This is a genomic window from Xanthobacter sp. NM-59, assembly GCF_021401125.1.
In the GTDB taxonomy this organism is placed as follows: Bacteria; Pseudomonadota; Alphaproteobacteria; order Rhizobiales; family Xanthobacteraceae; genus Xanthobacter.
In genome coordinates this window covers 48,728-74,677 of sequence record NZ_JACBFQ010000005.1, presented here as the reverse complement: position 1 = coordinate 74,677, position 25,950 = coordinate 48,728, and the positions used below count along the sequence as shown (strand labels likewise).

The window sequence follows — 25,950 nt, the reverse complement described above, 5'->3', positions numbered from 1 at the left end:
CTATAGCGATCCATGGCGCGGGCTATGGATTCCTCCAGCTGGCGCGTACGCTCAGCGCTGGAGAGCTGGTTTTGATGAGTTGTAATTGGTCCCATCAGCTATAATAACACAATTTCCGGAAATTTTTCTATTCATGTCACGCTAATCTCTCCCAAAAAACAAAAAACTCCGCCTCATCGAGACGGAGCCTTTCGCTATCATCTTCAAGCGCGTCTCATGCCAACGCCAGTACATCCGTGGTCGATGGCATCAGAACATCACGCAGCTTGGAGATTGCCAGCCGAGCTCTTTCCGGACTTGTTGTCCCGAACGATTTCAAACTGAACCTTCTGCCCTTCGGCGAGCGTCTGCATGCCAGCGCGCTCAACGGCGGAGATGTGAACGAACACATCGGTCCCACCGTCGTCCGGCTGAATGAAGCCGAAACCCTTGGTGGCATTGAACCACTTCACGACACCGATATTCATGACGATTTCCTTTCAATCGTGCACAGGAGAGCTCGCCCGAAACCTCGGACGAGACAAATGCTAGAATTTGAAGGAAGTCATCACCAAGTGCGCAGAGGCACCAGAAAATCAGCCGTCAAAATCAGACAAATTCAAGATAGAGAGCGATTGTGTTTATGGCAAGGCCGGAAAATATTTAATCGGAACTCTCGGCCGGCACGCCAAGGCGACGCAGCTGGGATTCCCGCGCCACGCGCTCGAACGCCTCGTTCTCGCCCTTGACCCTATAGCTTGGCTCACCATTGTCCGGCGGCATCTCGCGGATGATCCGAAATTGCCCTGCCGGAGTCCGAAAGCCGGCAGCGAATTCGACCCAGCCGCCGATCTTGAATTTTGCGCTCATTGCCTCTTTTAGCACAGTTTATGGCGCGCCGCCGGGATCTCCGTGTAACGAGAGCTTTTATTTTTCTAGACATCTTCCATATGCATCAAAGCCTCTCAAGCTATGCTATCTTGAGGTTGGCCTCGGCGCGGAGGTCGAGGAGCCGTAATGAGAATTTTGAGCGTGCTGAGCTTCCTTCTTTGCGGCGGAGCTTCCACGGCCGTTGCGTATTCGCCCGAAATGACGCTCGATTTTACCTGGATCGGTATCGAATTGTGCGCACCGAGTGCCACAAGCCCAGAATTCCAGCTCGCCAACGTGCCGGCGGGGACGGTCCGACTGCGGTTCGTTCTGACCAATTCCAACAACGAAGCACTCGGAGCGAACGATGTCCCGCTGCCCGCGAGCGGTACCATCCCGCGCGGCGCGGTGCCCTTTAAAGCGCCGTGCAGCAGCGGAATGTACACATGGAGCGTGGAGGCACTCGGTGGTGACGATCACCCCCTGGCCCGGGCGCAGCTCGCTCGCCCGTATTATTGATGCCCCGGAAATGGCCGGGCCGGGGCAGCCAGCGCATCACGTGCCGCACGCCGCTGGCTCCGCCTCACCCGGAAATCACCGGTCGGGCGATCCCGCCGGCTTTGCGACGCGACGCTTGGGAGCTGCGATCAAACCTTCTCGCTGTGCTTTCTTGCGGGCCGCCTTCCGGTGGCGTCGCACCGCTTCCTGGTGCTCGCGGGCGCGGCGCTCGGACGGCTTTTCATAGGCGCGGCGCTGCTTCATCTCGCGGAAAATGCCGTCACGCTGCATACGCTTCTTGAGGACTTTAAGGGCTTGGTCGATATTGTTGTCTCGGACAAGAACCTGCAAAAGATATCCAATCTGCCAATCGCCCCGAATCCCTGACCACGGTGTGGCCACTCGGTCGGACCGGCCGGAGGAGCGCCGGCCGCCGGCATGATAGAAGGGTGGGCGCCGCAAAGCCATGGGGTTCGCGCTGGCCCATCGGTTCAGGCGACTTCCGCAGTCACCACCTTGAAGCCAACCAGTGTCGACGGTCCGAATGACGTGACCATCGCAACATCGGTGGCATCTCGCCCCCGAGCCATGAGGATGCGGCCGATGCGCGGCATGTTGTGCCGCGCATCGAAAGTGTACCAGCGGCCGCCGAGATAGACCTCGAACCAGGCGCTGAAATCCATGGGCGCAGGATCCGGCGGCACTCCGATGTCGCCAAGATAGCCCGTGCAATAGCGCGCAGGAATATTCATGCAACGACACAGGGTGATGGCCAGATGCGCGAAGTCGCGACACACTCCCTGCCTTTGCGTGTAAGCGTCGAAGGCGGTCTTGAGCGGGCTCGCATGGGCATAATTGAAGGCGATGTGCTTGTGCACAAAATCACAAATGGCCTGGACCAATGGCCATCCCTTGGGCACGTGACCGAACATCGACCAGGCGATGTTGCTCAGGCGGTCGGTCTCGCAATAGCGACTGCCGAGGAGAAACAGCAGCACATCCACCGGCAGATCTGAGAGCGCGTGCTGCGGCGCATCGGGAGCTACGTCATCCAACTGGCCACTGAACCGCCCCGGCTTTGCCGGAGGCCCCAACTCCTGAGAGGATGGGGCTATGACGAGCAAGACGACGAACAAGTTCTCGCCTGAGGTGCGTGCCCGTGCGGTGCGGATGGTGCTGGATCACGAGGCTGAACACCCTTCGCGCTGGCAGGCGATCGTGTCGATTGCGGCGAAGATCGGCTGCTCGGCGCACTCACTGAACGAGTGGCTGAAGAAGGCCGAGGTCGATGCCGGCAAGCGGGCCGGCGTGACGACGGATATGTCGGCGAAGCTGAAGGCCCTTGAGAGCGAGAACCGCGAGCTGCGGCAGGCGAACGAGATCCTGCGCAAGGCCTCCGCATATTTCGCCCTGGCGGAGCTCGACCGCCGGTCGAAGACATGATCGCGTTCATCGATGATCATCGCGGTGCGCATGGGGTCGAGCCGATCTGCAAGGTCCTGCCGATCGCCCCATCGACCTATCATGCGCATGTCGCCCAGCGGCTTGATCCCTCGAAGTGCTCGGCACGGGCGAGGCGGGACGCAGCCTTGCGGCCCCAGATCGAGCGCGTGTTCGCCGAGAACTTCGAGGTCTATGGAGCGCGCAAGGTCTGGCGACAGATGATGCGCGAGGGGTTCGATGTGGCGCGCTGCACCGTCGAACGCCTGATGCAGGGCATGGGCTTGGCCGGTGTGATCCGCGGCAAGCCGGTCCGCACGACCATCTCGGACAAGTCGGCCCCGTGCCCGCTCGACCGTGTGAACCGAATGTTCCATGCGCCGGCGCCGAACCGGCTCTGGCTCTCGGACTTCACCTATGTCAGCACCTGGGCGGGCTTCGTCTACGTCGCCTTTGTGATCGACGCCTATGCTCGCCGCATCGTCGGCTGGCGGGTGAGCCGGACCGCGCATGCCAGCTTCGTGCTGGATGCGCTGGAGCAGGCCCTTCACGAGCGACGGCCCGCTCATCGCGGCGGCCTGGTGCACCATAGCGACCGCGGATCGCAATATGTGAGCATTCGCTACACCGAACGGCTGGCGGAGGCCGGCATCGAGCCCTCCGTCGGCAGCGTCGGTGACAGCTATGACAACGCACTCGCCGAGACGATCAATGGCCTCTACAAGGCCGAGGTCATCCATCGTCGGGGGCCTTGGCGATCCTTCGAGGCCGTCGAGTTCGCCACGCTGACCTGGGTCGACTGGTTCAACCATCGCCGGCTGCTGGAGCCTATCGGCAACATCCCGCCGGCCGAGGCCGAGGAACGCTACTACGCCATGCTGGACGAGCAGAAAATGGCGGCGTGACTCAAACGAAATGGCCTCCGAGAAACCCGGAGCGGTTCACACTGTCGCGGATGATGAAATCCGTATGGATGGTGAGCTGGCCGGCCGGCGCGTTGATGACGTGACAGAAATTCCCAAAGCTGTCGTGATAGGTGTTGGCCGCGATCGCTGGATTGAACAGAGCGCGGTCGAGGGTCTCCAGATCGTAGATGCGGGAGGGATGCACGCTCAAGGTCAGGATCATGGGTGTCGGCTGGGGGCACGCATAGGAGATCTCGTAACCTGCGTGGATGAGCATCTGGACCTCTAGGATTTGCGGGCGTCGCCCGGGTGATCGGTTATGATGCGCGTGGCTCGAGACCGCGCATGGGGTGCAGTCTGTGCCTGAAGGGCTCTCACGTGAGCGGAACGACCTCTTTGTTGGCGGCGGATGAGATGCCGCCGGTCTCACTCTTCAATGCCGGTGGTCAATCCGCGTTCCTTCTGGTTTCGGATCACGCGGGAAACGCCCTACCTCGTGCAGTCGGGGACCTCGGTCTCGGAGCCGCGGACCGCGCGCGGCACATTGCCTGGGACCTCGGCATCGCCGAGGTGGGTCGGTCCTTGGCAGACCTACTCGATGCGCCACTCATACAACAGAACTATTCCCGCCTCGTCATCGACTGCAATCGGCCGCCCGGCACGCCACAGTCCATTCTCGAGACCAGCGACGGCACGCATGTGCCGGGCAACCAAGCCATTGACGTCATGGCGCGTCGGTCCCGCGAGAAGGCGCTCTTCGAGCCCTATCACGAGCGCATCGCCGCCGTACTCGACCAACGGCAGGCCGCCGGAAAGCCGACAATCCTTGTCGCGCTGCATAGCTTCACGCCTGTGTTCGGCGGCGTACAGCGTCCATGGCACATCGGCGTTCTTCATCAGCGTGACAGCCGCTTTGCCGGCACGCTGCTTGACCTGCTGCGGAGGGAACGCGACCTGACGGTTGGCGACAACGCCCCATATGATGTCTCGGACGCGACGGACTGGACCATTCCCGTGCACGGCGAACGGCGCGGCATCCTTCATGCCGGCCTTGAGATCCGCCAGGACCTGATCGCGCGCGCGCCGGATCAACTGGCCTGGGGCACGCGCCTCGCCGGCCTTCTGTCGGCGGCGCTGGTGGCGTCCGCCGACATGAGAACGCCATGTCTGCAACGCTCCTGAAGGGCACCCCGCCAGATTAGCACGCGGCGCCGCAAAGAGCATTGGCAGGCGGGTCGCATCTCGGCGCAGTTCTTGCTTAATTTGAAGGGTCTGACCTTTGGAGGGCGGGGTGTCGATCCCCGCCCGGTGTGCCAGATGTCTTCGGCCACAATGGCTGGAGGCCGGCGTTTCGGAACGGAAGGTCGGCCATGGACAACTTCGGGCGCAAGCGTGGCATATGCGAATGGAGCGACCTCGACGCCGACGACCTCGCCCTTGAGGCTGCCCTGGCGGACGATATCGGCCATCGCCTCTCACCCTTCCACCTGCTTTCGGTGCCGGGCATGAGCCCGCTTCAGCAGCGGGCCTGCTCGGAGCTCTGGACCCGGGATCGTCGCTCCGCGGCCCACGGTGCGCGCGCCGCGCGCGGGTTCGCCTACCCCGCCCGCGATGGGGAGAAGATCCGCCTCGGCTATCTCTCCAACGATCTCCAGGAGCACGCCACCGCCCACCTGCTGGTGGAGGTGTTGGAAGCCCATGACCGCGACGACTTCGAGGTTTTCGCTTACTCCTTCGGCGCCGACGACGGGCAGCCCATGCGCCGCCGGCTCATGGCGACGTGTGACCGCTTCGTGGACATCTGCGCCATGGACGACGCAGCCGCAGCCGAAGCCATTCACGCGGATGGCGTGGACATCCTCATTGATCTCAAGGGCTTTACCGCTCGGGCCCGCACGGGCATCGTCCTGCTGCGGCCAGCGCCGGTCATCGTCAGCTATCTCGGCTACCCTGGAACGATGGGCTCGGGCATCTGCGACTATCTCATCACAGACCGGTTTCTCACGCCCCCGCAGAGCGCTCCGGATTATGCGGAAGCCCTGGCCTACATGCCGCACACCTATCATCCCCACGGTCGCGGCACGCCGGTGGGGAAGAAACCGCAGAGGAGCGCGGCGGGGCTGCCGGATCACGGCTTCGTCTTCTGCTGCTTCAACCAGCCCTATAAGATTTCGCCGGAGATCTTCGACATCTGGTGTCGACTGCTGGCCCTGGTGCCGGACAGCGTCTTGTGGCTTTTGGACCACCCCCATGCGACCGGGAACCTGCGGAGCGAGGTCATCCGCCGCGGCGTGGATGCACGTCGTCTGATCTTCGGCGCCAACCTGCCGCAGGAGGCGCATCTGGCCCGGCTCCAGCTCGCTGACCTGATGCTCGACACCGCGCCGTTCAACGCCCACACGACGGCGAGCGACGCTCTGTGGGCGGGGGTGCCACTCATCACCTGTCCGGGCGCGACCTTCCCCTCGCGCGTGGCGGGCTCAATCCTCCACGCCATCGGGCTCGGCGACCTCGTCACCCACAGCCTCCAGAGCTATTTCGAGCTGGCCTTCAGCCTCGCCAGCGCACCCGATGAGATGGCCGCCATCAACGCGCGACTTGCCGACAACCGGCTTGCGACGCCCCTCTTCGATGTTGCAGCCTACACCCTCAGCCTTGAAGCCCTTTATCACGCTATGGTTGCGCGCCACCGCGCCAAGCTGCGGCCCTCCACAGTGAGCGCATGGGCGAAGTGACGGCATCCCTACCAGGTCCCCGGGACATCCGAAAGCCGCATTCCTCGCCGATGCTGGATCATCGCGAGGCTCGCCAGATCGGCGGCAAGGCTTGCGTATCCGCACCATCACAACATCTGGAGCCCTCCATGTCCCAGCCACCCGAGCATGCGCTACGCCTTGGCGTCGACGGAAGAATCGAGGCGCTCCACTCCCTTGAGGAGGCAGCCATCTTTATTCGGCGCCACCCCATGGGGGAATATGCTGGCTCGCTTCTGGACCAGATCGCCGGCGCCTCCAACCCTCTCCTGACGGGCCGTGCGTGGGTCGCTGTAACGACTTTCGCAGATGTCATGCAGCGCTCGGAGCGTGTCACTCTCACGCCCAGGATTTGAGCATGAGCCCCCTCACCAACGAGGATCGCGCGCGCGCCGTGTGCGCACGCGTCTTGCGCGCCCGTGGCATGATCGTCGAAGCCGACATTCAGGCCTTCGTCGACCGCTTCTGGCAGATCGTCGCCGCACAGCTCGATGCGCAGATCATTGATGTTTCTGGCCACCCGATTCCGCACACCCTCGAACAAGGCGTTGATGCCTACTGGAACTGGTGCCTGAAACACGCCGCGAAATAACTCAGCAGGAGAAGGGCAGTTCGGATTCAATCCGAGAAACGAGCCTATCGCCCGAGCGTGACCACAACATTCGACGTAATCAAGACGAATGGTGGGTTTGGCGCGTTAAGTCGAATATCCGCAACGTGGCGAGTGGCCAAAGGCCATTCCTCGTGGATCTCAGCCGGATCAAGAAGGAAACGACGAAGCGAAGGTCGCGTAGCACGCTGTGCGTCAGGCGCAGCCGCTCGATGCCCGATAGAGGGTCGCGTTCACAACCTCCCGTAGATCCGTTGTCCCGGGCGGCCGAGCGGCCTGGGGTTGGGCAAGGAGGGCGAAATCAGCGCTCATTCCCGATCCATCAGGTCACTCGAATAGCGCAGGCCACGACGTCTGTGATCGCTCTGGCCGGTTTCGCTCCAGGCCATCGTGGTCTCGATCAAGCTTCCCAACCTGAGAGAATCGCAACCTGCTGAAACCACCCAACTCTTTTCGGGTTGGGCTCTGAGAGAAGCCAATTGCGGGAAGCGGTAGGGCTTCCTTTTCGGCCCGCCGGTCTCGCCGGAGAGTGTTGCCGCCCTGCCTCCTCCCACGAGCCACTGTGGCAACCATCCGTGCGGTAGCGCCAACCGCCGCGCATTTTTGGATTCAAATATCGCTTTAAGCACATATGGTATGCAGAAAAGCGAAAACCGAACAATATGAATTTAGAACGGCATTGAACCGTGATATGATAGAATTATGGAAAACTCTTACCAAGATACTCTGCCTCCCCATGCCGAGGCATTAATTTCCATTGCACGCTGGGAGGGCGAAGGTGGCTCACCGATGCCTCGAAATGAGGCGTCGCGGCAGAATGGCACCTTGACGGATGCAGAGAGGCACGCGCTCGAATGCTTGGGCGCAGCCGTGGTCAAGGCGTGGAGCCAGCTGCCGACGGCTGTTCAACGTGCGCTCTTTTTGAAAATCGCCGCCAGCGCTGACGACGACCCAGCGCAGTTGAAAGCGCTCATCGCGCGCTTTCTTCACAGTCATAAGGACGCCTCCACCAGCAGGGCTGTGAAGACGGAGCTCGACCCGTGCAGAAATATTGGAGTGCCGGATGCCTCTGGCAGGTTCCGAGGGTGAACCGCAAAAGCACATCATGAATAAGATCATGAACGGCCTCGGGCGGCTTCCTCAGGAGCCAGCAGACCGGTTCACCAAGCCGTTCATGCGCTTCCTGCACATCGAGGCCATGGCCAGCGCAGCGCTCCTGATGGCCACGATCGTGGCTCTTGCCCTCTCCAACTCTCCTTGGTCGAAGCCGTTTCTGGCGATCTGGGAAACGCCCATCGGCCTGACGATCGGCGACATCAGCCTTTCCCGTTCCCTGCAGCATTGGATCAACGATGGCCTGATGACGCTCTTCTTCTTCGTCGTGGCCCTCGAACTGAAGCGTGAAATGGCCCTCGGAGAATTGCGCAATCCGCGGACCGTCGCGCTCTCACTCGCGGCGGCACTCGGCGGAATGGCGGTGCCTGCCGGCCTGTTTCTCGGGTTGCAGAGCGGCAGTGATGGCTGGCATGGCTGGGGCGTCGTCATGGCGACGGACACCGCCTTCGTCATCGGGGCTCTTGCGGTCCTGGGTCCCCGCATTCCATTGAGCTTGAGACTGTTCCTGCTATCGCTGGCGATCTTTGATGATGTCGGCGCGATCGTGGTGGTGACTGTCGGCTATGGCGGGTCTCTCTCCTGGCCGCCCCTCGTCCTGGCGGGCGTGGGTTTCGGCGTGGTGGCGGCCATCTCGCGGCTGGGAATTCGCAGCATCCCGATTTATTTCGCCATCGGTGGGGCCATCTGGCTGGCACTGGATGCGGGTGGCATTCACCCGACCTTAGCTGGCGTGATTCTCGGCCTGATGACCCCCGCCCGGAGTTGGGTCAGCGACATTCGCCTGCATGCCATCTTCGATCGGGTGGTGGCCTATCCGCCCGGCGAGCATTGGACCGGCGACACCGAGGGGCGACAGGACCTGCGGCGGGCCGGCATCGCCGCCCGCGAGGCGCTCTCGCCCGTCGAGCGACTGGAGATGCTACTCCATCCTTGGGTTGCGTTTGCGGTCATGCCGCTTTTTGCCTTGGCGAACGCTGGCGTCAGTATTGTGCCCTCCGAACTCCACCGCGAGCTTGCATTTGCTGTCTTCGCAGGCTTCGTTGTCGGAAAGCCGGCGGGCATCGTGATGTTCAGCGCTATTGCTGTCGCGCTGGGCCTCGGCAAACGACCGGCCGGGCTCTCCTGGGGCTTGCTGGCGGCGGGAGCCATGCTCACGGGTATTGGCTTCACCATGGCCCTGTTCATTGCCGAGATGGCATTCGACGGGGGGCTGCTCACGTCCGCAAAGCTCGGGATTCTGGCGGCGTCGGTGGTCTCCGCTGCCGGCGGGCTGCTGGCGCTGATCCTTCTGACATCCCCTGGACCGCGGCACTCCATTGCCGTCATGAGGTGACGTGGACGTCCACTGTCATGTTCTGGAAGGCGTTGCTGTTTCCCACGAAGCTGCCCTCAACCGGAATGGCTTGGCGGATGTCACGCACCACCGCCACCGGGATGAGGTTGAAGCCGCCCATGCTGCGATTGGTCGGATCAAACGGGATCCAGCCTGCTCCGGGCACGAACACCTCTGCCCAGGCATGGGTCGAGCCCCACCCCTGAGAACCCGCGAAAGTTCCCGCCGGATTGTAGAGATACCCCGAGACGAGGCGCGCGCCGAAGCCAAGGCTACGCACGGCCTCCACGAACAGCACCGCGAAATCCCGGCATGAGCCCCAGCCACGGTCCAGAGTGTGCTCCGGGGATTGCGTCCCCTCCTCGTCGCGGCTCTGATATGAGATCTGCTGCGACACGCCAGCACTGAGGTCCTGGAGCAGGGACAGCGTATCGGTGGGGTTTCCCCGAACGAAGCCCTGCGCCCAGCTTCGCAGCCGTCCGGAGGCGTCGGGGAACTGCGGCACGCCCAATGCCCCAAGATCCGTCCACTCGTCGTCGGAATAGCGAAACGGGAAGGACACGGCGGTGCCGGCGATGGCGAACACCGGCCAGGGCGCGGCATCGAGCTGCAGTTCCGTCGTGCTGTCGATCACCAGATGATCCCCGGCGACCCCAAAGGTCGCCGTGGCGACGGCGTTGCCGAACACATCCTGGGCCCAGTTCACGGTCGCTGCCGGCGTCAACGTGAGGTGGTTGGACATCACCCGCAGGTCGCGGCTTTCCCGGGGGCGAAGCATCAGCCGGTGAGGACCGAAGGTCACCGGCTGATGGAAGCGATAGGTGGTGCGGTGGTAGATCTGAAGTGTGATCAATGGGCGCTCTCCATCGGGCGGCGTCGGGTCATGAGGGCGTGGCGGGGATGCAAAGGCAAGCTTGCGCACATGGCGCCGCCTGAGGCCACGCGGCGAGGCTATCTTGGGCTCGATCGTGTGTCCACAGGAGACGGCACCACGCATCTCCCCAGCCGTATACACTGTATACTCAGCACAAAACGTACCAATTTTCCGATTGAAACTCATATAAATAAAAAGTCGTTGCTATTTCGAGCGTTCTGGCCCATATTTGAATTGTCGATAGAAAGCCTGATCAATTGGCTTCGCGCAGAACAAAATGCTGCGCACAACCAAAAATTCTCGCCAAAAAATGCGATTTCGACGCCCAGCCAGCAGGCTGGGAGCTAAATATTAGATCGAAAGGGTTTCCCATGACTGAGGGAACCGTGAAGTGGTTCAACGCCCAGAAGGGCTTTGGATTTATCGTCCCCGATGCAGGTGGCGGCGACGCCTTCGTCCATATCAGCGCGGTGGAGCGCGCGGGTCTCAGCGATCTGCGCGAAGGCCAGAAGGTGGGCTTTGAGCTCGTTGCGGACCGCAAGAGCGGCAAGATGTCCGCCGAAATGCTTAAGGACCTGAGCTGATTTGAATGGCCGTCGGACCGGACCCTTCCGGGAATGGCGGCCCTGCACATCGCGCGCCTGTCGCTGACCGCGGATGTACCGGCAGCTTTGACCGCGATGTGCCCCCCCTTCGCCCTGCAGGGCGTGCGACGCCTTGCTACCTCATTGAGGTTGCGAGGCGTTTTTCGTTTCACCCCCGGTATCAACCGATAGACTTCCAGGAGGCACCTATGGCCAAAGGCCAGCAACGCGGCAATCGCGAAGCCAAGAAGCCGAAAAAGATAAAGCAGCCTGAGGCCCAACCCCTCTTCGTCAAAGGGACTCCCGCGTCCACAGGAACTCCAAAAAAGAAGAGCTAAACTGAGGTACGGTCATGAACATCCGAACACGTGAAACCACCGTCACATTCGATCACCCTTTTCGCCTGGGCGGCGCCGATGCCCTCCTGCCGGCGGGGACGTATCGTGTGGTGACGGATGAAGAGCAGCTTCTTGGCGTCTCCTTCGTCGCGTACCGGCGTGTAGCGTCGATGCTGCATACCCCAGCGATTTCCACCCCTCAGGGGCGAAGTGCACGTCTCGATATCGACCCTGTCGAGTTGGAGGCCGCCCTGTTGAAGGATCGCCAACGATCGACCAGCAGCCGCGATTTGCCCTCGGCCGTCGCCGCCGATCAGATGAACGCCCCCTTCACAGGAGTGGCCAATGTCGCTCCAGTTCCGCCGCCTGTTCGCAGCCGACTTTTTTAGCGCGCGGATTTTCGGCCGGCGCCCAGGTGCGCCGCAGGCCATGCCCGACAGCGGAAAGGCAGCCAGATCGCCATGAATAAAGGCCTCAACATCGTTTTTCAGTCGCTCGACGCCGAGCACCTGCTCGCCCGGGTGATCTGGCGCGAGCAAGATGTCGGCGGAGGCACCCTCACGCTCGATATCCCTGTCCGTAACAGCGCTGACGCACCAAAAAGCAACGTCCAGCTCCAGGCGGACGCTCGGGCTCTGGCTATCCGCTTTGCCCGGGCGTTCGCCGATACTATCCAAGATTAGCTTACTGCATCGGCTGTCATGGACCGCGCTGCGGGGTAGAAAGTTTAGCTGCTGCCGGTTCCGTGGCCAGCGGGTTAAGTTAGCATAGCGGGCCTCGAACTCCATGGGGCTGAGATAGCCCAGTTTTGAATGACGTCTGCACAGGTTGTAGAAGCGCTCAATGTAATCGAAGACATCAGCCCGCGCTTCGTCTCGGGTGCGGTAGACCTTGCGGGCGGTCCGCTCGGTTTTCAGGGAAGAGAAGAAGCTCTCCATCACGGAATTATCCCAGACGTTGCCGGCCCGGCTCATCGAACAGGTGATGCCGTTATCGGCCAGAAGCCCTTGAAACTGCGCACTTGTGTATTGCGATCCCTGGTCCGAGTGATGCCGCAGGGAATCGGCCTTGCCGCGCCGCCAGACGGCCATCATCAGCGCATCCATGACCAGCGAGGTATCCCGCTCGGCCGTCATGCGCCGCCGACCCATCCGGCCAGCGTGGAGCGTGCCAGATCGACACCATGCCGGGCGAAGATCTGCGACTGCCGGTAGAGCGGCGTGTGATCGCAATATTTGCAGATCAGCACCTGCGCCAGCAGCGCCGGCGTCGCCAGACCGCCGGCAATCAACCGCTCCGGCGCGGGCGCCTGCGTGACGCTTTCGCAGACACGGCACGCGTATTTGGGCCGCGTGATACGGATCACCCGCAGCTGCGCCGGAACCCAGTCGAGCATCTCCGCCTGGCTCTCGTCGATGGCATGGAGAGGGCCACCGCAGCACGCGCAGACCTCGTGCTCGACGTCGATGAGCACGTCTTTGCGCGGCAGGTCATCGGGCCGTGCCTTGCGATGGGGCGGCCGCTCGGCCGGCGGCTCATCGACGCCTGGCCGGCACTCCCTGATGCGGGCGATGTCGCTGTCGAGATCTTCCAGCGCGAGCGCCACCTGATCGGGAGCGAGGCGTTTGGAACGGCGGCCGAACTGCCCCCGCTGCAGCTTCTTGATGATCGACTGAAGGCGCTCGATCTCGCCGTCGCGGCTCTCGACGACACCCACAATCTCGCGCACCAGCTGGTGCAGGAGGTCGACATCGGAGGGCAGGTTATCCAGATCGAGGCGCATGCGCTATTCTACTGCAAAACCGCGTCGCGCCCAGCTTAGAAGCCTTCATCTGTCGGCATTTGCGTGTCTTTTCATCCCGCCAGCGCCGGTTTCCAGACACGTTCCGGCGCACGCCAGTCGATGCCTTCGATCAGCATGGCCACACGTGCCGCCGGCGTTCCTTCGTCCAGCGCGACGGGCGCCAGCTTCGCGCGCTTCTTCTGCGCGACGCCGAACTGCACCCGCCAGCGGAACAGCAGTCCCGTGACGATGCCGTGCTTGCGCGCCACGCTCGACACGCTGACGCCCGCCTAGTCGCTCTCTAGTGCGATGGCGCGCTTTTCCTCGTCGCTGAAGACACGCTGGATCGGCTGCCGCGGCGCCTCCGGTTCGCCCTACGACGGAGCCGTCAAGAGGCCGTCCGCCGGCTTTTCGCTGGCACTAGTGCCAACGACCGGACGGGCGGAGGGGTGAAGATGCGCGCGCCAGTCGATCTCCACCTCGCCCTCGTCCAGCCGGTCGCGCCATTTGCGCAGGCTCGTCGGCGACAGATTGAGCGCAGCGGCGTACTCGCGCATGCCCATCCCGCTCCAGTTCATCGCCTCGACATGCATCGCCCAGAACGCCTGAAGCGCACGGTTGCGCTCATCCGTGCTCACGCTGAAGCGCAGCCGGGCGCGTCTCTTCTGGCGCTTTTCCTCGGCTTCACGGCGCTTCGACCGGCGCAGTTCCGCCTGATATTCCACATGCTTACGGGCCGCTTCCTTGCCGGCCAGATACTTCAGCCAGCGATCGAACGTGCACTTCCAGAGTCCGTGCTGGCGGCAATAGTTCGTCCGGTCCAGCCCGCTCTGCCGCCACGCCTCGATGTGAACAACCCAAAAGGACTGCCGCGCCGTGTTCTCGAAATGTCTCAAATTCATCGGAGATCCTCCATGCTACGAAGGAACCCGACATGCCCCGATTTTGCACCACGCCAATACTGTGCAGGGGCCGGACGCTTACGCAGCGGGAGAGTGATGGCAAGATAAAGCGGATTTTCAATCCGCGCTCGCATTGCTCGCAAAATCTTGTCTGCACATTGTTTTCTGCTTCAGAAAACGCGGGATTCGGTCATCGTGCATGGTGCACTGCTGCTCCTTTGCCTCAGAATATGATTTTGTATGAGTATGTTGAGGTGCTTCTCCTAAGAGGTGCCCATCGAATTTTCAACGCCACGGCAAGTTTTTCTACGCTATACTACGATAGCCGGATTTGAAGGCTTGAATGCCTCGAAACCAGCGTCAATTCTGCGCCCCATGGCAGACCGGGACGACAGTGATTTCCGTATCCGCGCGGGGCGGCTGCGCGCCGAGAGCACGCGCGCCCACCCGCGGGCACAGTCCTTCCTGAACCAAGTCCAGGCCGCCGCGCGCAAGGCCGGCGGAGCGTCGCCTTATGGCGATGGTCCAGCTGGGAAGGGAAGCGGGCGGTTCAATGCGCGCGGGCGCGGCGCCAGGGTGGTGGCCGGCTTCCCGGCGGAGGGACGGGGTCAGGACAAAGGCGGTCCGCGCTTCCGGTCCCGCCGCGTGGTGGTGAAGGCCCGCATCGTCAGGCTCAACCCCCGGCGCGGGGCATCGGGCATGCGCGGCACCGCCCGTACCGCCATGGACGCCCACCTCCGCTATCTGGAACGCGACGGGGTCACGCGGGAGGGCGAGAAGGGCCGGGCCTATTCCGCGTTGGAGGACGAGGCGGACGGCCGCGCCTTCGTCGAACGGGGGCGCGACGACCGCCACCAGTTCCGCTTCATCGTCGCTCCCGAGGATGGCGTCGAGATGGGCGACCTCAAGGGCTTCACCCGCGACCTCATGCGCCAGATGGAGCAGGACCTCGACACCCGGCTCGACTGGATCGCCGTCGATCACCACAACACCGGCCATCCCCACACCCACATCCTGGTGCGGGGCGTGCTCGATGATGGCCGCATCCTCAACATCGCCGGCGACTACATCGCCCAAGGCATCCGCCACCGGGCGCAGGAGCTGGTGACGCTGGAACTCGGGCCGCAGACCGAGCTGGAGGTGACCCAGAAGCTCCGGCGGGAAGTCGGGGCCGAACGGCTGACGCGGCTCGACCGAATGCTCCTCGCCGAGCAGGAGGAGCGCGGCATCGTCGACCTTCGACCCGATGCTACCGACAGCTATACGGTGCGGGCCAATCGTCACTTGCTGGTGGACCGCGCGAAGCGGCTGGAGCGCTACGGCCTCGCCGAAGAAGTCGAGCCCGCCCGCTGGCGGCTGAAGGCGGATGCGGAGCGCACGTTGCGCGATCTCGGCACGCGCAACGAGATCGTCGCGACCATGCAGCGCACGCTGGCCGATCACGGCCTCGCCGAGGAGCGGGGGACGGATCGCTACGTCCTCCACGGTCAGACCGTCACCGAGCCCATCGTCGGGCGGGTGTTGGCCAAGGGCCTTGCCGCCGGCGACGAGATGGGCGACCGAATGCACCTCGTCATCGACGCCGTGGATGGACGCACCCACTACGTGGAAACGGCGGACGCCACCCGGCTGGACGCGGTCGGACGGGGGCACATCGTTGCGCTCGATCCTATTCCGGTCAAAGCCGAGCCGCGGGCGGCGGACCTCAACATTCATGACCTTGCAGAACGCTCGGGCGGCATCTACCGACCGAGCTTGCATCTGGAGGCCGCCCGCCCGGAGATCGAGCGGATCAAGGGCGATCCGGAAGCCTACGTCCGCTCCCACGTGCGCCGGCTCGAGGCGCTGCGCCGAGCAGGCCATGTGGAGCGCATCGACGCCGACCATTGGAAGATCCCCGCCGATATCGCCGCGCGGGGTATGGCCTATGATGCGCGGGACCAGGCGAAGGACTTCTCCGTCCGCACGCTCTCAACCCTCAACCTTGACCACCAGGTAAGGAGCGACGGGGCGACCTGGCTCGACCGGGAGCTGGCCTCGCGCGAGCGGACGCCACTGGCCGAGGCGGGGTTCGGCCGGGAGGTGAGCGAGGCGATGGAGAGGCGGCGGCAAAGCCTCGTCGATCAGGGGCACGCGGTCCGGCTGGAGGACGGGGCGGTTCGGGCTCCGCGGGACATCCTTGCGCGCCTGGAACGAGCCGAGATCGCGCGCATCGGTCGCGAGATGGCCGCGGAACGGGGATTGGCCTTCGTCGAGGCGAAAGCCGGCGAATATGTCAGCGGCAAGCTCACCGGCTCCGCCAACCTCGCCTCCGGGCGCTTCGCCGTGATCGACGACGGCATGGGCTTCCAGCTCGTACCGTGGCAACCCACAATCGAGAAACGTATCGGGCAGTACGTCACCGGTACCGTGCGCGACGACGGCGGCATCGAGTGGAGCTTCGGACGCAAACGCGGGCTGGGGTTGTGAGACGTTCTCCCAAGGAGCGGCAGCACTGCGGGCAGGCCTTGTCTGCTGCGAAGCATTGGGCTGGACCTGAGCCAGCCCCTCAAGGCTGGCGCTGGCGCGCCCCCGCTGCGCGGCTCACGGCCTTGACCGGCTGCCCCCGGCCCGGCAAGGGCTCGGCAAGCAGATAAGGCGGATTGGGAGCGTGGGCGCTCCAAGAGCGATTGCAACGGATCGAACGACGTGCGGGGAGACATAGGCTTGGATCGAGAGCGTGGTGTGTCTTCTGAAAAGGCGCCTCTTCGCAGTAGGTTTTGAACGAAAGCTGTTCCGCCACCCAAGGCAATGAAAGCTGCAGTTTCTTCCGGCCGCACCGCCTTGCCTGAAGGAATTCGTATCAATCCTCGTCGGCTGCCCCGTCCGAAGGTGTGCCGTTGATGCGGTTCTTGAGGATGCTCGACGGCTTGAAGACCATCACTCGGCGCGGCGCGATGGGCACTTCCTGCCCGGTCTTGGGATTGCGGCCGATGCGCTGACCCTTCTCGCGGACGACGAAGGAGCCGAAGGACGCCAATTTCACTGTCTCGCCGCGCGCGAGGCAGTCGGCAATCTCTTTGAGGACCATCTCGACGAACTGGGCGGACTCGATGCGAGACAGCCCCACCTGCTGATAAACCGCTTCACACGGATCCACCCGCGTTATGGTCCGACCAGCCATTTATCCTCCAGCCCCAGAAAGCTCACGCAGCTCTGCGACCCACCACGCCCAGGGTCTCGCATTAGACCCCGATCGATTTCAGCAGAGCAGGACCCATCAATGTGACAAACGCCACGCTCTCGCGCACCCCTGTATCGGCGAGCTATGTTCCTCGCAAACTAGCTATGCACGCGCGGGAAGGTCAATGCAAAGGCGCCTAAAACGGCAGGGCGGCGGGCGGCCATTTGCGTTCTCGTCGATGATGCAGTTCGAACCACTCCGCATCGAAAGCACTGGTTGCAGGCGGGTCTTCCTGCTAGGTTACATGTAACCATGACGAGGTCCCATCACGTGCCCACGGCATCGACGCCCAAGTCCTCCCGCGTGAAGGTCCGGGATTATCGCGCGCGTCTGCGGTCCCAGGGCTTGCGGCCCATCCAGATCTGGGTGCCCGACGTGCGCGCACCGTCCTTCCGGTCGGAGGCACATCGCCAGTCGCTGGCCGTCGCGACGAGCCCCCATGCCGGTGAGGATCAGGCCTTCATCGACGCGGCATCGGATTGGGGTGATGAATGAGGCGTGGTGACATCTGGACCGTCGCCGGCGGCAAGGACTATGCGGGCAAGCCGCGTCCCGTTGTCATCGTCCAGGATGATACCTTTGACGCCACGGATTCGATCACCATCTGCGCCTTCACCACCGACGAGTCCGACGCACCCCTGTTCCGCCTTCCGGTGGCGCCCAACGAACGTAACGGGCTCAGGACCACGTGCCGCCTGATGGTGGACAAGATCACGACCGTCCCGAAATCCAAGGTCGGGATGCGCGTCGGGCGCCTGGATGATGAGGATGTCCTGCGCCTCAACCGGGCCATCGTGGTCTTCCTCGGATTGGCCGCATCTTCTGGGGCGAAGCGGCGGTCATAGAACCGGCGTGAGCAGTCCTCACCCGCTACAGCTGTCCAGCTACGCTTCTCCCTTTCCGTATCGGATAAGTATTTTTGCGCTGCTCTACAAGATCGTAGCCCAGCGTAAAATTAGGCTATTCTTGAACTTGTCCGATGGCGTGATCCTGCGGACATGCTCCGGTCACGCCCTCTTCGTCGAAGGAAGACAAGAACCATCGCGTCCTGCGAAGGGGTGATCCCGTCTTCTGGTTCTACCGGTGCGTCACGCTCGAAAGGATCGAATCCCGGCATCGGAAGGAACGGAAAATCTCTGAAACGCCTTGCGCCGCAAGACTCGCATGCGCATGATTCCGGCGTCTGGCACGTCACCGACGACTGGCCATCGACCGTCCCGATCACCACCGACGAGGTCGACGTGATCGAAGCATTCTTGCGGCAGGCGATCGACGCGCTTCTGAAGTGACGGCACCGAAGCGAGGGGAAGTCCGGCCATGAACGTGACCCTGCCTGTTGCGAGCCGCGCCGTGCTCTATCTCAGGGTTTCCACCACCCGGCAGGCGGAGGTCGACCTTTCCATTCCAGACCAGCGCCTTCAGACCGCAGCCTATTGCGAGCGGCAGGGGTGGCCGGTCCTCGCCGAATATGTCGAGCCGGGCGCCTCCGCCATGGACGACAATCGGCACGAGTTCCAGCGGATGATCGAGCGGGCGTGCGACGACGATCATCCATTCGATGTCGTCGTCGTCCACAGCTTCAGCCGCTTCTTCCGTGATGCCTTCGGGCTGGAGATGTACATCCGCCGCCTCGCCAAGCACGGCGTGCGGCTCGTTTCCATCACCCAGGAACTCGGGGACGATCCGGCCCAGGTGATGATGCGACAGGTCATCGCCCTGTTCGACGAATACCAGTCCCGCGAGAATGCCAAGCACGTCCTACGCGCGATGAAGGAGAACGCCCGGCAGGGCTTCTACAACGGGGCGCGCCTGCCGCTCGGCTTCACCCTCGAAGAGGTGGAGAAGCGTGGCCACCGCACCAAGAAGCGGATTGTCGTCGATCCCGTCGAAGCCGAACTCGTTCGACTCATGTTCGATCTTTATCTGCAAGGCGACGGCGCGTCCGGCCCCATGGGCATCAAGGAGATCACCAAGCACCTCAACGCCAGGGGCTATCGCACCCGGCTCGGCGCGAGGTTCGGTGTCGGCACCGTACATGGGATCCTGACCAACACCGTCTATGTGGGGGCGTGGAGCTTCAACAAGCGCAACTCCAAGACCGGGCAGGTGAAGCCACAGACCGAGGTCATCCCCATCGCCGTTCCGGCCATGGTCGACCGCACCATCTTCGACAAGGTGCAGAAGACCCTGAAGGCCAAGAGCCCGCAGAACAGCCCGCCGCGGGCCATCACCGGACCGATCCTTCTGACCGGCCTTGCCTATTGTGCGTCCTGCGGCTGCGCCATGACCCTGCGCACCGGCACGTCGAAGACCGGCAGGGTCTACCGCTATTACAGTTGCTCGTCCTCTGCCCGCGTGGGCGAGGCAGCCTGCAAGGGCCGCTCGGTCCCCATGGACAAGCTCGACCAACTCGTGACCAAGCATGTGGCGGAGCGCATTCTTCTCCCCGAACGACTGGAGGCGTTGCTCCACTCCGTTGCCGACCGGCGCATGCAGGCCGATGCCGAGGTCCAGGGCCGGATCGAGGATTTGCGCCGCGAAGCCGGAGCTACGGAAGACAAGCTCCGGCGGCTCTACGAACTGGTGGAGGATGGTCTCACCGACCTCGACGACATGCTGAAGGAGCGCATTGCAGCGCTCAAGTCCGACCGCGACCGGGCGCGGTCAGCCCTGGAGCGGATCGCGAACCGGGGTGTAGCCGGGCGGCTGGACCCGGACCGGATTGCCCGGTTCGGCCAGCTCATGCGCACCAACATCACCGAAGGCACGGTGCCGTTCCGCAAGGCCTATCTGCGATCCCTGATCGACGCCGTAGAGGTCGATGACCACGTCATCCGCATCCACGGTTCAAAGACGGTGCTGGAACGGGCCGTACGCGCCGATCAAGCCACCCATCCGGGGGTTCGCGGCTTTGTACGCAAGTGGCGCGCCCTAGGAGAATCGAACTCCTCTCTCCACCGTGAAAGGGTGGCGTCCTAACCGATAGACGAAGGGCGCTCAGGCGAGGGTCCTTATAGGGGGCGGATTCGGGTTCGGCAAGCGCCTTGGGGGAGTTTTCCAAAGGCCCTTTGTCGGCTCCAGGCAAAGAAAAGGGGCGCCTCCCAAGGGGCGCCCCAGTCGCAGAAAACGTGCCGATGAGAGGGAGGCGCGACGCAGGCGCCGAGCCTCCCGATTCATCACACCGAGTAGTACATCTCGAATTCGACCGGGTGAGGGGTCATCTCGAACCGGTGCACTTCCTGCATCTTGAGTTCGATGTAGGACTCGATGAAGTCCTTCTGGAACACATCGCCCTTCAGCAGGAACTCGTGGTCGGCCTCGAGCGAGGCGAGAGCCTCACGCAGCGAGCCGCACACGGTCGGGATCTGCTTCAGCTCGGCCGGGGGCAGGTCGTAGAGATCCTTGTCCATGGCCTGGCCGGGGTCGATGCGGTTCAGGATGCCGTCCATGCCGGCCATGAACAGCGCGGCGAAGGCGAGGTAGGGGTTCGCGCCCGGATCGGGGAAGCGGACCTCGACGCGCTTGGCCTTCGGGTTGTTGGTGTAGGGGATGCGGCAGGACGCCGAGCGGTTACGCGCGGAGTAAGCCAGCAGCACCGGCGCCTCGAAGCCCGGGACCAGACGCTTGTAGGAGTTGGTCAGCGGGTTGGTGAAGGCGTTGATGGCCTTGGCGTGCTTGATGATGCCGCCGATGTACCACAGGCAGTACTCGGACAGGTCAGCATACTTGTCGCCGGCGAACAGGGGCTTGCCGTCCTTCCAGATGGACTGGTGGACGTGCATGCCCGAGCCGTTGTCGCCGTAGACCGGCTTCGGCATGAAGGTCGCGGTCTTGCCATAGATGTTGGCAACCTGGTGGATGCAGTACTTGTAGACCTGCAGCTGGTCGCCCATGGTCACCAGGGTGTTGAACTTCATGCCCAGCTCGTGCTGAGCGGAAGCCACCTCGTGGTGGTGCTTCTCGACGGTCACGCCCATCTTGGCCATGGCGGCGAGCATCTCGGAGCGCATGTCCTGGGCGCTGTCGATCGGGGGCACGGGGAAGTAGCCGCCCTTGGTGCGCACGCGGTGGCCGAGGTTGCCGCCCTCATATTCGGTGTCGGCGTTGGTCGGCAGCTCGACGGAGTCAAGCTTGAAGCCCGTGTTGTACGGGTCGGCCTTGAAGCGCACGTCGTCGAAAATGAAGAACTCGGCCTCGGGGCCGAAGAACACGGTGTCGCCGATGCCGGTGGACTTGGCGTAAGCCTCGGCCTTCTTGGCGATGGAGCGCGGGTCGCGGCCGTAGGGCTGGCCGGTGGTCGGCTCCAGCACGTCGCAGACCATGGAGAGCGTGGTCTCCGAGAAGAAGGGGTCGATGTAGCCCGTGCTCAGGTCCGGCATGAGCAGCATGTCGGACTCGTTGATGGCCTTCCAACCGGCGATGGAGGAGCCGTCGAAGGCGGTGCCCTCGATCAGGAATTCCTCATCCACCATGCAGATGTCGAAGGTGACGTGCTGCCACTTGCCGCGCGGGTCCGTGAAGCGCAGGTCGACGTACTTCACGTCCTCGGCTTTGATCTTCTCGAGGACGTCCTTGGCCGTCATGGTCGTCATGTGGATGTCTACCTTTCTGCGAAAAACTTGGTGGCACCTTGGGGGGCGTCAGATGGCATCGAGGCCGGACTCGCCGGTGCGGATGCGGATCGCTTCCTCGACCGGAGATACGAATATCTTGCCGTCTCCAATCCGTCCCGTCTGGGCGGCGCGACGAATCGCGTCAACGGCCTTGTCCACCATCTCGTCGGCGAGCACGATCTCGATCTTCACCTTAGGGAGGAAGTCCACCACGTACTCGGCACCGCGATAAAGCTCCGTGTGGCCCTTCTGGCGCCCAAAGCCCTTCGCCTCGGTGACGGTGATGCCCTGCAGGCCCACGTCCTGCAGCGCCTCTTTCACCTCATCGAGCTTGAAGGGCTTTATGATTGCCTCGATCTTCTTCATGCGCTCCGTCTCCCCGTGGCCCGACCCGCCGCCGCATGGTCGAGCCGGCGACAGTTAAGCAGGATGTGTGCCATACGTCCGGCCACGGTTGGATGCCATCGAAAGCCGGCGAATGGGAGTCTAAATGAGTAACAAGTAATCACTATGACCAAGAAATGGGCGGCAGATGCCCTCGGGGCCAGCTGCGGGTGTGCACGAACTAGGCATAGCGGAGAGGATACCGGAGTGGATGCGCTTCTCGACCCCCAGGAAATGAGTCGGGCGGACCGCGGCGCCGTCGAAATGGGCGTTCCTTCGCTGGATCTGATGGAAAAGGCGGGCCGTGCGGTGGCCGATGTGGTCGCGCGCTGGCCGCAGTCCACGCGGGTGATGGTTCTGTGCGGCCCCGGCAATAATGGCGGCGACGGCTTCGTGGCGGCCCGGGTGCTGGTGCAGCGCGGCTTTCGGGTGCGGCTGGCCCTGCTGGGCGATCGCGTCCGACTTGCGGGCGATGCCGCGACCATGGCCGCCTTGTGGACGGGGCCCGTGGAGGCTGCGGACGCGGTGGCTGTGGATGAGGCGGATCTGCTCGTCGATGCCCTGTTCGGGGCCGGCCTGGCGCGTGATCTCGAAGGGGTAGCGCGGGCGCTGGTGGAGCGCATGGCGGCCTCGGGGCGGCCGATCGTGGCGGTTGACCTGCCCTCGGGCCTGGATGGCGCCACGGGGCAGGTGCGGGGAGCCGTGGCCCCGGCCCTGGAGACGGTTACCTTCTTCCGCCGCAAGCCCGGCCATCTGCTCGAGCCAGGCCGCAGCCTGTGCGGTCGCGTGCGGGTCGCCGATATCGGTATTCCCGACGCGGTGCTGGACGTGGTGAAGCCACTGGCCGCGGTGAACAATCCAGCGCTGTGGCGCGGACTATTCCCGGTGCCGCGGCGCAACGGGCACAAATATGATCGCGGCCACGCGGTGGTGGTGAGCGGCGGGGCCTGGACCTCGGGTGCGGCACGGCTTTCAGCCCGCGGCGCCTTGAGGGCCGGAGCCGGGCTCGTCACGGTGGCCTGTCCGGCGCTCGCTCTGCCGCTTCATGCGGGGTCTTACGCGGCCATCATGGCGCGCCCCCTGGAGCGGCCCTCCGATCTTGCGGCGCTATTGAATGATGCGCGGCTCCACTCCGTATTGCTCGGGCCGGGCCTGGGGGTGGGGGCCACCACGCGGGAATTGGTGGCCCTGGCGGCGCCGGGCCGGCGGCTGGTGCTCGATGCCGACGCGCTGACCTCTCACGCGGGGGATGCTGCGGCTGTGGCGAACCTTGCCCGGCAGGCCGAAGCCCTTGTGATTACCCCCCATGACGGGGAGTTCGCGCGCCTGTTCCAAGGCGTGGCGGAGGTGCTGGACGCGCCGGGCAAGATGGAGCGGGCCCGCGCGGCGGCGCGCCATCTTGGGGGCGTGGTGATTCTGAAGGGGGCGGACACGGTCGTGGCCGCGCCTGACGGTCGGGCCGCCATTGCGGAGAACGCGCCGCCCTGGCTGGCGACGGCGGGGGCAGGGGATGTGCTGGCCGGCTTCGTCCTGGGCCTGCTGTCGCAGGGCATGCCCGCATATGAGGCCGCCGCGGCCGCCGTGTGGGTGCATGGTGAGGCCGCGTGTGTGGGCGGGCCGGGGCTCGTCGCGGATGATCTGCCGGAAGCGCTGCGCACGGTGTACGGACGGCTTTTCGAAGCGCTGGGCGCCGAGTGACGGTGTGCGCTGCGGCGCACACGGGCAGGAGGGACCCTGCGCAGGATGTGGAGCGCGTTCTCCCCAGGGCGTTTCCGGGGCCGTTGGGCGCGGGTTTGCGGGAAGGAAAAAGCGCCCCGGTGAAACGACAGGCTGCTTCGGCGTTGCCATGAAACACTGGCGCGCCTTGCCCGGCGAAAGGCGCGCCGCCCGTGGGGCCGATGGGGCGGCGTCCGGAACGGATGTACGCTTCGCGCCGGATCTTCGGGGGAGAGGTGGCTGCGCGGCCGCTTGGGCCTTGAAGTGTGGGTCTTCCGAAACGTCGCGCCTCAGGCCGGGCTGAGGGGGTTCGGGGCGGCGTCAATGCCACGGCTGCCGGCATTCCCTCGTGTTGCCCGCGAGCGGGCCGCGCCGCGCGGATCGACGCGTGCCCCCGTGCGCTCTGGCGCGGGGGCTGGCTGTCTTGGTGCGGGGCTCGGCGAGGGGCCCCTTGGGGGGGCTTGAGCCCTCGTCGTGCGCGGCCGCTCAGGCCGTGACCTGATAAGTCTGCGCCGCCACCAACGCGCCATCGCCGCCGCGCTGGGCAACGACGGACCACTTTCCGGGTGTTTCGGCCTTGAAGGCCACCCGCGCGGTGCCATTGGCGGGCACGGGCACGGTGTCGTGCCACCAGGGGCTCCAGCCGTCATACTTGGCATCGAGAAGGCGCGAGGGGTGGCCGTCGATGCGTACCGTGACCGGCGTATCCAGCGGATTTTCCAGCGTCAGCACCACCACGCGCCCCACCTTCACGCTGCCCAGCGAGGGGATGGCTGCACCCGCAGGGGCCTGATCGAGCCTGAACGTGAAGCGGGCGGCGTCCGCCAGCGGCAGCTCGGCCGGCAGTCCATTGCTGGGCAGGGGGGCGGGCGGCCCGCTGGGCGCCGTGCCGCCGGGCCCCACCGGGGTAACGATGGCAAGCTGGACCGGCTCCTGGCTGTTCTCAATGGACAGAATGGCGGGGTCCGCCCCATCCAATGTCACCGCAAGGTCGATGCGTCCGCCGGGAGCGATCTGCACGCGCGAATCCTTCGGCGCGAAGGGCTCGGCCGGCTGGCCATCCACCGCGATCACATAGGTGGCCGGCGCGCTGACCTTGATTCGCAGGAAAAGAGGCGTCGCATTGACGAGGCGCAGGCGCGTGCGGCCGCTCGCCGGTCCCTGGAAGGTGGGAGAAATGGCGCCATTCACGGGAAACAGCGGAAGGCCGGTTTCCGGTGGGAAGCTCTGGATGAACAGAACGTGGTCCGAATCATAGGCCGGCGCGCCGTCTTCCTCCACCACCAGGGCACCGGCGAGGGCGCGCCGGGCCAGCGCCGGATCGGCGGCATGGTACCAGTAGGTGCCGGCGTCACGCAGGGTCAGGCGAATGTCGGAATGGCCCCCGGCCGCCACGGGCTGCGACACATCGGTGCCGCTCGCGGTCCGCACCCCATGCCAGACCAGCGAGAGATTTTGCTGCAGCCCATTGTTCAGGGAAACCGCAAGCTCAGCGCCCTTCTTCACGCGCAGAAGTGGGCCGGGTAGCGCCTGATTGAACAGGGCGATGGACCCTTGGCCGGCAATCTCCGGCAGGCTGCCTTCCGCTGCGTTCAGCGCAATGGGGCCAGTCTGGCCTTGCGCCAGCGCCGGAAGCGACGGCAGCACGAAGGACGAGCAGGAGAGGGCAGCGGCCCCCTTCAAGACGGTACGCCGAGAGAAGGTGTGCGTGCTCACGCGAGGCTCTCCAAAGGGCAATGCCGCGCCCCCGGCGCCCCCTTCGGGCCGGTGCGACGGGCCGCTTGCGGGACCTTCTTACGTCGCGCCCAAAAGGGCAAGCGCCATTGCTTGGCCGCGCCGGGTCCATTGGCATGGCCCGCCGGGGTGCGCGGGGATGGCCGGGCCGCGGCAGCCTTGCGCTGGCGGGGGAGGGCCACCATTTTCTTGCTGCGCCCCGTAAAGAGCATGATATAAGCCGCGACCCGACCGGCGTTCGCGCGCCGGGTCGAGCCTCCCATAGTGCGCCGCCCTCCGGGGCGCGGCAATGGTA

At 64.2% G+C, this 25,950-nt stretch carries 26 protein-coding genes, 1 tRNA gene, 5 pseudogenes and 1 other annotated feature; of the genes and pseudogenes, 14 read left to right on the top strand and 18 right to left on the bottom strand.

All coding sequences use genetic code 11. The features are described from left to right. Positions 1–257: 257 nt before the first annotated feature. Positions 258–467, bottom strand: coding sequence for a cold-shock protein (locus L0966_RS11220; RefSeq protein WP_234051991.1), 210 nt, complete (start codon positions 465–467; stop codon positions 258–260). 67 nt (positions 468–534) lie between these two features. On the opposite strand from L0966_RS11220, the gene L0966_RS11215 reads away from it, so the two are divergent. Beyond that, the gene (locus L0966_RS11215) at positions 535–861 is read left to right on the top strand and encodes a hypothetical protein (protein WP_234051990.1); all 327 of its coding nucleotides are present in this window, start codon (positions 535–537) and stop codon (positions 859–861) included. Between the two features lie 135 nt (positions 862–996). After that, on the top strand, positions 997–1,368 hold the full coding sequence (locus L0966_RS11210) for a hypothetical protein (RefSeq protein WP_234051989.1): 372 nt from the start codon (positions 997–999) through the stop codon (positions 1,366–1,368). A 75-nt stretch (positions 1,369–1,443) separates the two neighbouring features. Here the strand turns inward: L0966_RS11210 and rpsU are convergent, their stop codons facing one another. Both rpsU and L0966_RS11200 read right to left on the bottom strand, forming a co-directional pair. Beyond that, positions 1,444–1,698: a 30S ribosomal protein S21 gene (rpsU, locus tag L0966_RS11205; RefSeq protein WP_234051988.1), complete on the bottom strand. Its 255-nt coding sequence runs from the start codon at positions 1,696–1,698 to the stop codon at positions 1,444–1,446. A 140-nt stretch (positions 1,699–1,838) separates the two neighbouring features. Beyond that, a pseudogene (locus L0966_RS11200) lies at positions 1,839–2,411 on the bottom strand (transglutaminase family protein); the annotation flags it as partial. Positions 2,412–2,460: 49 nt separating this feature from the next. On the opposite strand from L0966_RS11200, the gene L0966_RS11195 reads away from it, so the two are divergent. Beyond that, positions 2,461–3,692 (top strand): IS3 family transposase gene (locus tag L0966_RS11195; RefSeq protein ID WP_234051987.1). Its coding sequence is split into 2 segments (ribosomal slippage): positions 2,461–2,755 and positions 2,755–3,692, totalling 1,233 coding nucleotides; the frame shifts between segments, so codons are not numbered across the junction. Beyond that, positions 2,745–2,861: a sequence feature (AL1L pseudoknot), on the top strand. Its footprint overlaps the gene before it by 117 nt. A 1-nt stretch (position 3,693) precedes the next feature. Here L0966_RS11195 and L0966_RS11190 read toward each other — a convergent pair. Further along, positions 3,694–3,969, bottom strand: coding sequence for a hypothetical protein (locus L0966_RS11190; RefSeq protein ID WP_234051986.1), 276 nt, complete (start codon positions 3,967–3,969; stop codon positions 3,694–3,696). Positions 3,970–4,070: 101 nt separating this feature from the next. Here L0966_RS11190 and L0966_RS11185 point away from each other — a divergent pair, with 101 nt between their 5' ends. The 3 genes from L0966_RS11185 (at position 4,071) to L0966_RS11175 (ending at position 7,037) form a co-directional block, all read left to right on the top strand. Next, a complete protein-coding gene (locus L0966_RS11185) occupies positions 4,071–4,874 on the top strand; it encodes an N-formylglutamate amidohydrolase (protein ID WP_234051985.1) in 804 nt (267 codons plus the stop codon). Positions 4,875–5,062: 188 nt separating this feature from the next. Continuing rightward, complete coding sequence (locus tag L0966_RS11180; protein WP_234051984.1) at positions 5,063–6,427, top strand: UDP-N-acetylglucosamine-peptide N-acetylglucosaminyltransferase; 1,365 nt, start codon at positions 5,063–5,065, stop codon at positions 6,425–6,427. A 376-nt stretch (positions 6,428–6,803) separates the two neighbouring features. Next, positions 6,804–7,037 (top strand): hypothetical protein, encoded by a 234-nt coding sequence (locus L0966_RS11175; RefSeq protein WP_234051983.1) that lies wholly within the window; start codon positions 6,804–6,806, stop codon positions 7,035–7,037. Between the two features lie 219 nt (positions 7,038–7,256). On the opposite strand, the pseudogene L0966_RS11170 reads toward L0966_RS11175, so the two are convergent. Together L0966_RS11170 and L0966_RS11165 are read right to left on the bottom strand one after the other, a co-directional pair. Beyond that, positions 7,257–7,444, bottom strand: a pseudogene (locus L0966_RS11170) (transposase); the annotation flags it as partial. 394 nt (positions 7,445–7,838) lie between these two features. Then, positions 7,839–8,051 (bottom strand): hypothetical protein, encoded by a 213-nt coding sequence (locus tag L0966_RS11165; protein ID WP_234051982.1) that lies wholly within the window; start codon positions 8,049–8,051, stop codon positions 7,839–7,841. Positions 8,052–8,169: 118 nt separating this feature from the next. Here L0966_RS11165 and nhaA point away from each other — a divergent pair, with 118 nt between their 5' ends. Continuing rightward, positions 8,170–9,504, top strand: a complete 1,335-nt coding sequence (nhaA, locus tag L0966_RS11160; RefSeq protein ID WP_370640730.1) for a Na+/H+ antiporter NhaA — start codon at positions 8,170–8,172, stop codon at positions 9,502–9,504. Here the strand turns inward: nhaA and L0966_RS11155 are convergent. Then, positions 9,494–10,357 (bottom strand): transglutaminase family protein, encoded by an 864-nt coding sequence (locus L0966_RS11155; RefSeq protein WP_234051980.1) that lies wholly within the window; start codon positions 10,355–10,357, stop codon positions 9,494–9,496. The genes nhaA and L0966_RS11155 overlap by 11 nt on opposite strands. Positions 10,358–10,749: 392 nt before the next feature. On the opposite strand from L0966_RS11155, the gene L0966_RS11150 reads away from it, so the two are divergent. Continuing rightward, a complete protein-coding gene (locus L0966_RS11150) occupies positions 10,750–10,962 on the top strand; it encodes a cold-shock protein (RefSeq protein WP_234051979.1) in 213 nt (70 codons plus the stop codon). A 1,108-nt stretch (positions 10,963–12,070) separates the two neighbouring features. Here the strand turns inward: L0966_RS11150 and L0966_RS11140 are convergent. The 4 genes and pseudogenes from L0966_RS11140 to L0966_RS11125 form a co-directional block, all read right to left on the bottom strand. Then, positions 12,071–12,412: pseudogene (locus tag L0966_RS11140) on the bottom strand (IS3 family transposase); the annotation flags it as partial. A gap of 20 nt (positions 12,413–12,432) precedes the next feature. After that, complete coding sequence (locus L0966_RS11135) at positions 12,433–13,083, bottom strand: IS66 family transposase zinc-finger binding domain-containing protein (protein ID WP_234051978.1); 651 nt, start codon at positions 13,081–13,083, stop codon at positions 12,433–12,435. A 71-nt stretch (positions 13,084–13,154) separates the two neighbouring features. Further along, positions 13,155–13,361: a hypothetical protein gene (locus L0966_RS11130; protein WP_234051977.1), complete on the bottom strand. Its 207-nt coding sequence runs from the start codon at positions 13,359–13,361 to the stop codon at positions 13,155–13,157. A gap of 96 nt (positions 13,362–13,457) precedes the next feature. Next, positions 13,458–13,979 (bottom strand): hypothetical protein, encoded by a 522-nt coding sequence (locus L0966_RS11125; protein ID WP_234051976.1) that lies wholly within the window; start codon positions 13,977–13,979, stop codon positions 13,458–13,460. A gap of 381 nt (positions 13,980–14,360) precedes the next feature. Here L0966_RS11125 and L0966_RS11120 point away from each other — a divergent pair, with 381 nt between their 5' ends. Next, entirely contained in the window at positions 14,361–16,454 is a 2,094-nt protein-coding gene (locus L0966_RS11120; protein ID WP_234051975.1) for a DUF3363 domain-containing protein, read from the top strand. A 373-nt stretch (positions 16,455–16,827) separates the two neighbouring features. Here the strand turns inward: L0966_RS11120 and L0966_RS11115 are convergent, their stop codons facing one another. After that, positions 16,828–17,148: an integration host factor subunit alpha gene (locus tag L0966_RS11115; protein WP_234051974.1), complete on the bottom strand. Its 321-nt coding sequence runs from the start codon at positions 17,146–17,148 to the stop codon at positions 16,828–16,830. 312 nt (positions 17,149–17,460) lie between these two features. Between L0966_RS11115 and L0966_RS11110 the strand changes: the two genes are divergently transcribed. The 3 genes and pseudogenes from L0966_RS11110 to L0966_RS22535 all read left to right on the top strand — a co-directional run. Continuing rightward, complete coding sequence (locus L0966_RS11110) at positions 17,461–17,703, top strand: antitoxin MazE family protein (protein ID WP_234051973.1); 243 nt, start codon at positions 17,461–17,463, stop codon at positions 17,701–17,703. Then, positions 17,700–18,053 carry a type II toxin-antitoxin system PemK/MazF family toxin gene (locus tag L0966_RS11105; protein ID WP_234051972.1) on the top strand — a complete coding sequence of 118 codons (354 nt, stop codon included), beginning with the start codon at positions 17,700–17,702 and terminating at the stop codon, positions 18,051–18,053. The genes L0966_RS11110 and L0966_RS11105 overlap by 4 nt, the downstream gene beginning before the upstream one ends. A 472-nt stretch (positions 18,054–18,525) precedes the next feature. Further along, positions 18,526–18,939 (top strand): annotated as a pseudogene (locus L0966_RS22535) (recombinase family protein); the annotation flags it as partial. A 27-nt stretch (positions 18,940–18,966) separates the two neighbouring features. On the opposite strand, the gene L0966_RS22530 reads toward L0966_RS22535, so the two are convergent. Beyond that, positions 18,967–19,245: a hypothetical protein gene (locus L0966_RS22530; protein WP_370640714.1), complete on the bottom strand. Its 279-nt coding sequence runs from the start codon at positions 19,243–19,245 to the stop codon at positions 18,967–18,969. Between L0966_RS22530 and L0966_RS22525 the strand changes: the two are divergent. Further along, positions 19,132–19,623: pseudogene (locus tag L0966_RS22525) on the top strand (recombinase family protein); the annotation flags it as partial. The gene L0966_RS22530 and the pseudogene L0966_RS22525 overlap by 114 nt on opposite strands. A gap of 249 nt (positions 19,624–19,872) precedes the next feature. Here L0966_RS22525 and L0966_RS22520 read toward each other — a convergent pair. From L0966_RS22520 to L0966_RS11085, 4 genes are all read right to left on the bottom strand, one after another. Next, the gene (locus L0966_RS22520; RefSeq protein ID WP_370640713.1) at positions 19,873–20,037 is read right to left on the bottom strand and encodes a hypothetical protein; all 165 of its coding nucleotides are present in this window, start codon (positions 20,035–20,037) and stop codon (positions 19,873–19,875) included. 93 nt (positions 20,038–20,130) lie between these two features. Then, positions 20,131–20,205, bottom strand: a tRNA-Glu gene (locus tag L0966_RS11095). A 179-nt stretch (positions 20,206–20,384) separates the two neighbouring features. Then, the gene (gene glnA / locus L0966_RS11090) at positions 20,385–21,800 is read right to left on the bottom strand and encodes a type I glutamate--ammonia ligase (RefSeq protein ID WP_234051971.1); all 1,416 of its coding nucleotides are present in this window, start codon (positions 21,798–21,800) and stop codon (positions 20,385–20,387) included. A gap of 48 nt (positions 21,801–21,848) precedes the next feature. Further along, positions 21,849–22,187: a P-II family nitrogen regulator gene (locus L0966_RS11085; RefSeq protein ID WP_234051970.1), complete on the bottom strand. Its 339-nt coding sequence runs from the start codon at positions 22,185–22,187 to the stop codon at positions 21,849–21,851. A 225-nt stretch (positions 22,188–22,412) separates the two neighbouring features. Between L0966_RS11085 and L0966_RS11080 the strand changes: the two genes are divergently transcribed. Further along, positions 22,413–23,903: an NAD(P)H-hydrate dehydratase gene (locus L0966_RS11080; protein ID WP_370640711.1), complete on the top strand. Its 1,491-nt coding sequence runs from the start codon at positions 22,413–22,415 to the stop codon at positions 23,901–23,903. 504 nt (positions 23,904–24,407) lie between these two features. Here L0966_RS11080 and L0966_RS11075 read toward each other — a convergent pair. Further along, positions 24,408–25,637 carry a multicopper oxidase family protein gene (locus L0966_RS11075; protein WP_234051969.1) on the bottom strand — a complete coding sequence of 410 codons (1,230 nt, stop codon included), beginning with the start codon at positions 25,635–25,637 and terminating at the stop codon, positions 24,408–24,410. Between the last annotated feature and the right edge of the window lie 313 nt (positions 25,638–25,950).

Coding starts and splice junctions, on each gene's coding strand:
- L0966_RS11220 (WP_234051991.1), bottom strand. CDS start 467: ATGAATATCGGTGTCGTGAAGTGGTTCAATGCCACCAAGGGTTTCGGC.
- L0966_RS11210 (WP_234051989.1), top strand. CDS start 997: ATGAGAATTTTGAGCGTGCTGAGCTTCCTTCTTTGCGGCGGAGCTTCC.
- L0966_RS11190 (WP_234051986.1), bottom strand. CDS start 3,969: ATGCTCATCCACGCAGGTTACGAGATCTCCTATGCGTGCCCCCAGCCG.
- L0966_RS11180 (WP_234051984.1), top strand. CDS start 5,063: ATGGACAACTTCGGGCGCAAGCGTGGCATATGCGAATGGAGCGACCTC.
- L0966_RS11175 (WP_234051983.1), top strand. CDS start 6,804: ATGAGCCCCCTCACCAACGAGGATCGCGCGCGCGCCGTGTGCGCACGC.
- L0966_RS11165 (WP_234051982.1), bottom strand. CDS start 8,051: ATGACTGTGAAGAAAGCGCGCGATGAGCGCTTTCAACTGCGCTGGGTC.
- L0966_RS11150 (WP_234051979.1), top strand. CDS start 10,750: ATGACTGAGGGAACCGTGAAGTGGTTCAACGCCCAGAAGGGCTTTGGA.
- L0966_RS11135 (WP_234051978.1), bottom strand. CDS start 13,083: ATGCGCCTCGATCTGGATAACCTGCCCTCCGATGTCGACCTCCTGCAC.
- L0966_RS11120 (WP_234051975.1), top strand. CDS start 14,361: ATGGCAGACCGGGACGACAGTGATTTCCGTATCCGCGCGGGGCGGCTG.
- L0966_RS11115 (WP_234051974.1), bottom strand. CDS start 17,148: ATGGCTGGTCGGACCATAACGCGGGTGGATCCGTGTGAAGCGGTTTAT.
- L0966_RS11110 (WP_234051973.1), top strand. CDS start 17,461: ATGACGAGGTCCCATCACGTGCCCACGGCATCGACGCCCAAGTCCTCC.
- L0966_RS11105 (WP_234051972.1), top strand. CDS start 17,700: ATGAGGCGTGGTGACATCTGGACCGTCGCCGGCGGCAAGGACTATGCG.
- L0966_RS22530 (WP_370640714.1), bottom strand. CDS start 19,245: ATGTACGGTGCCGACACCGAACCTCGCGCCGAGCCGGGTGCGATAGCC.
- glnA (WP_234051971.1), bottom strand. CDS start 21,800: ATGACGACCATGACGGCCAAGGACGTCCTCGAGAAGATCAAAGCCGAG.
- L0966_RS11085 (WP_234051970.1), bottom strand. CDS start 22,187: ATGAAGAAGATCGAGGCAATCATAAAGCCCTTCAAGCTCGATGAGGTG.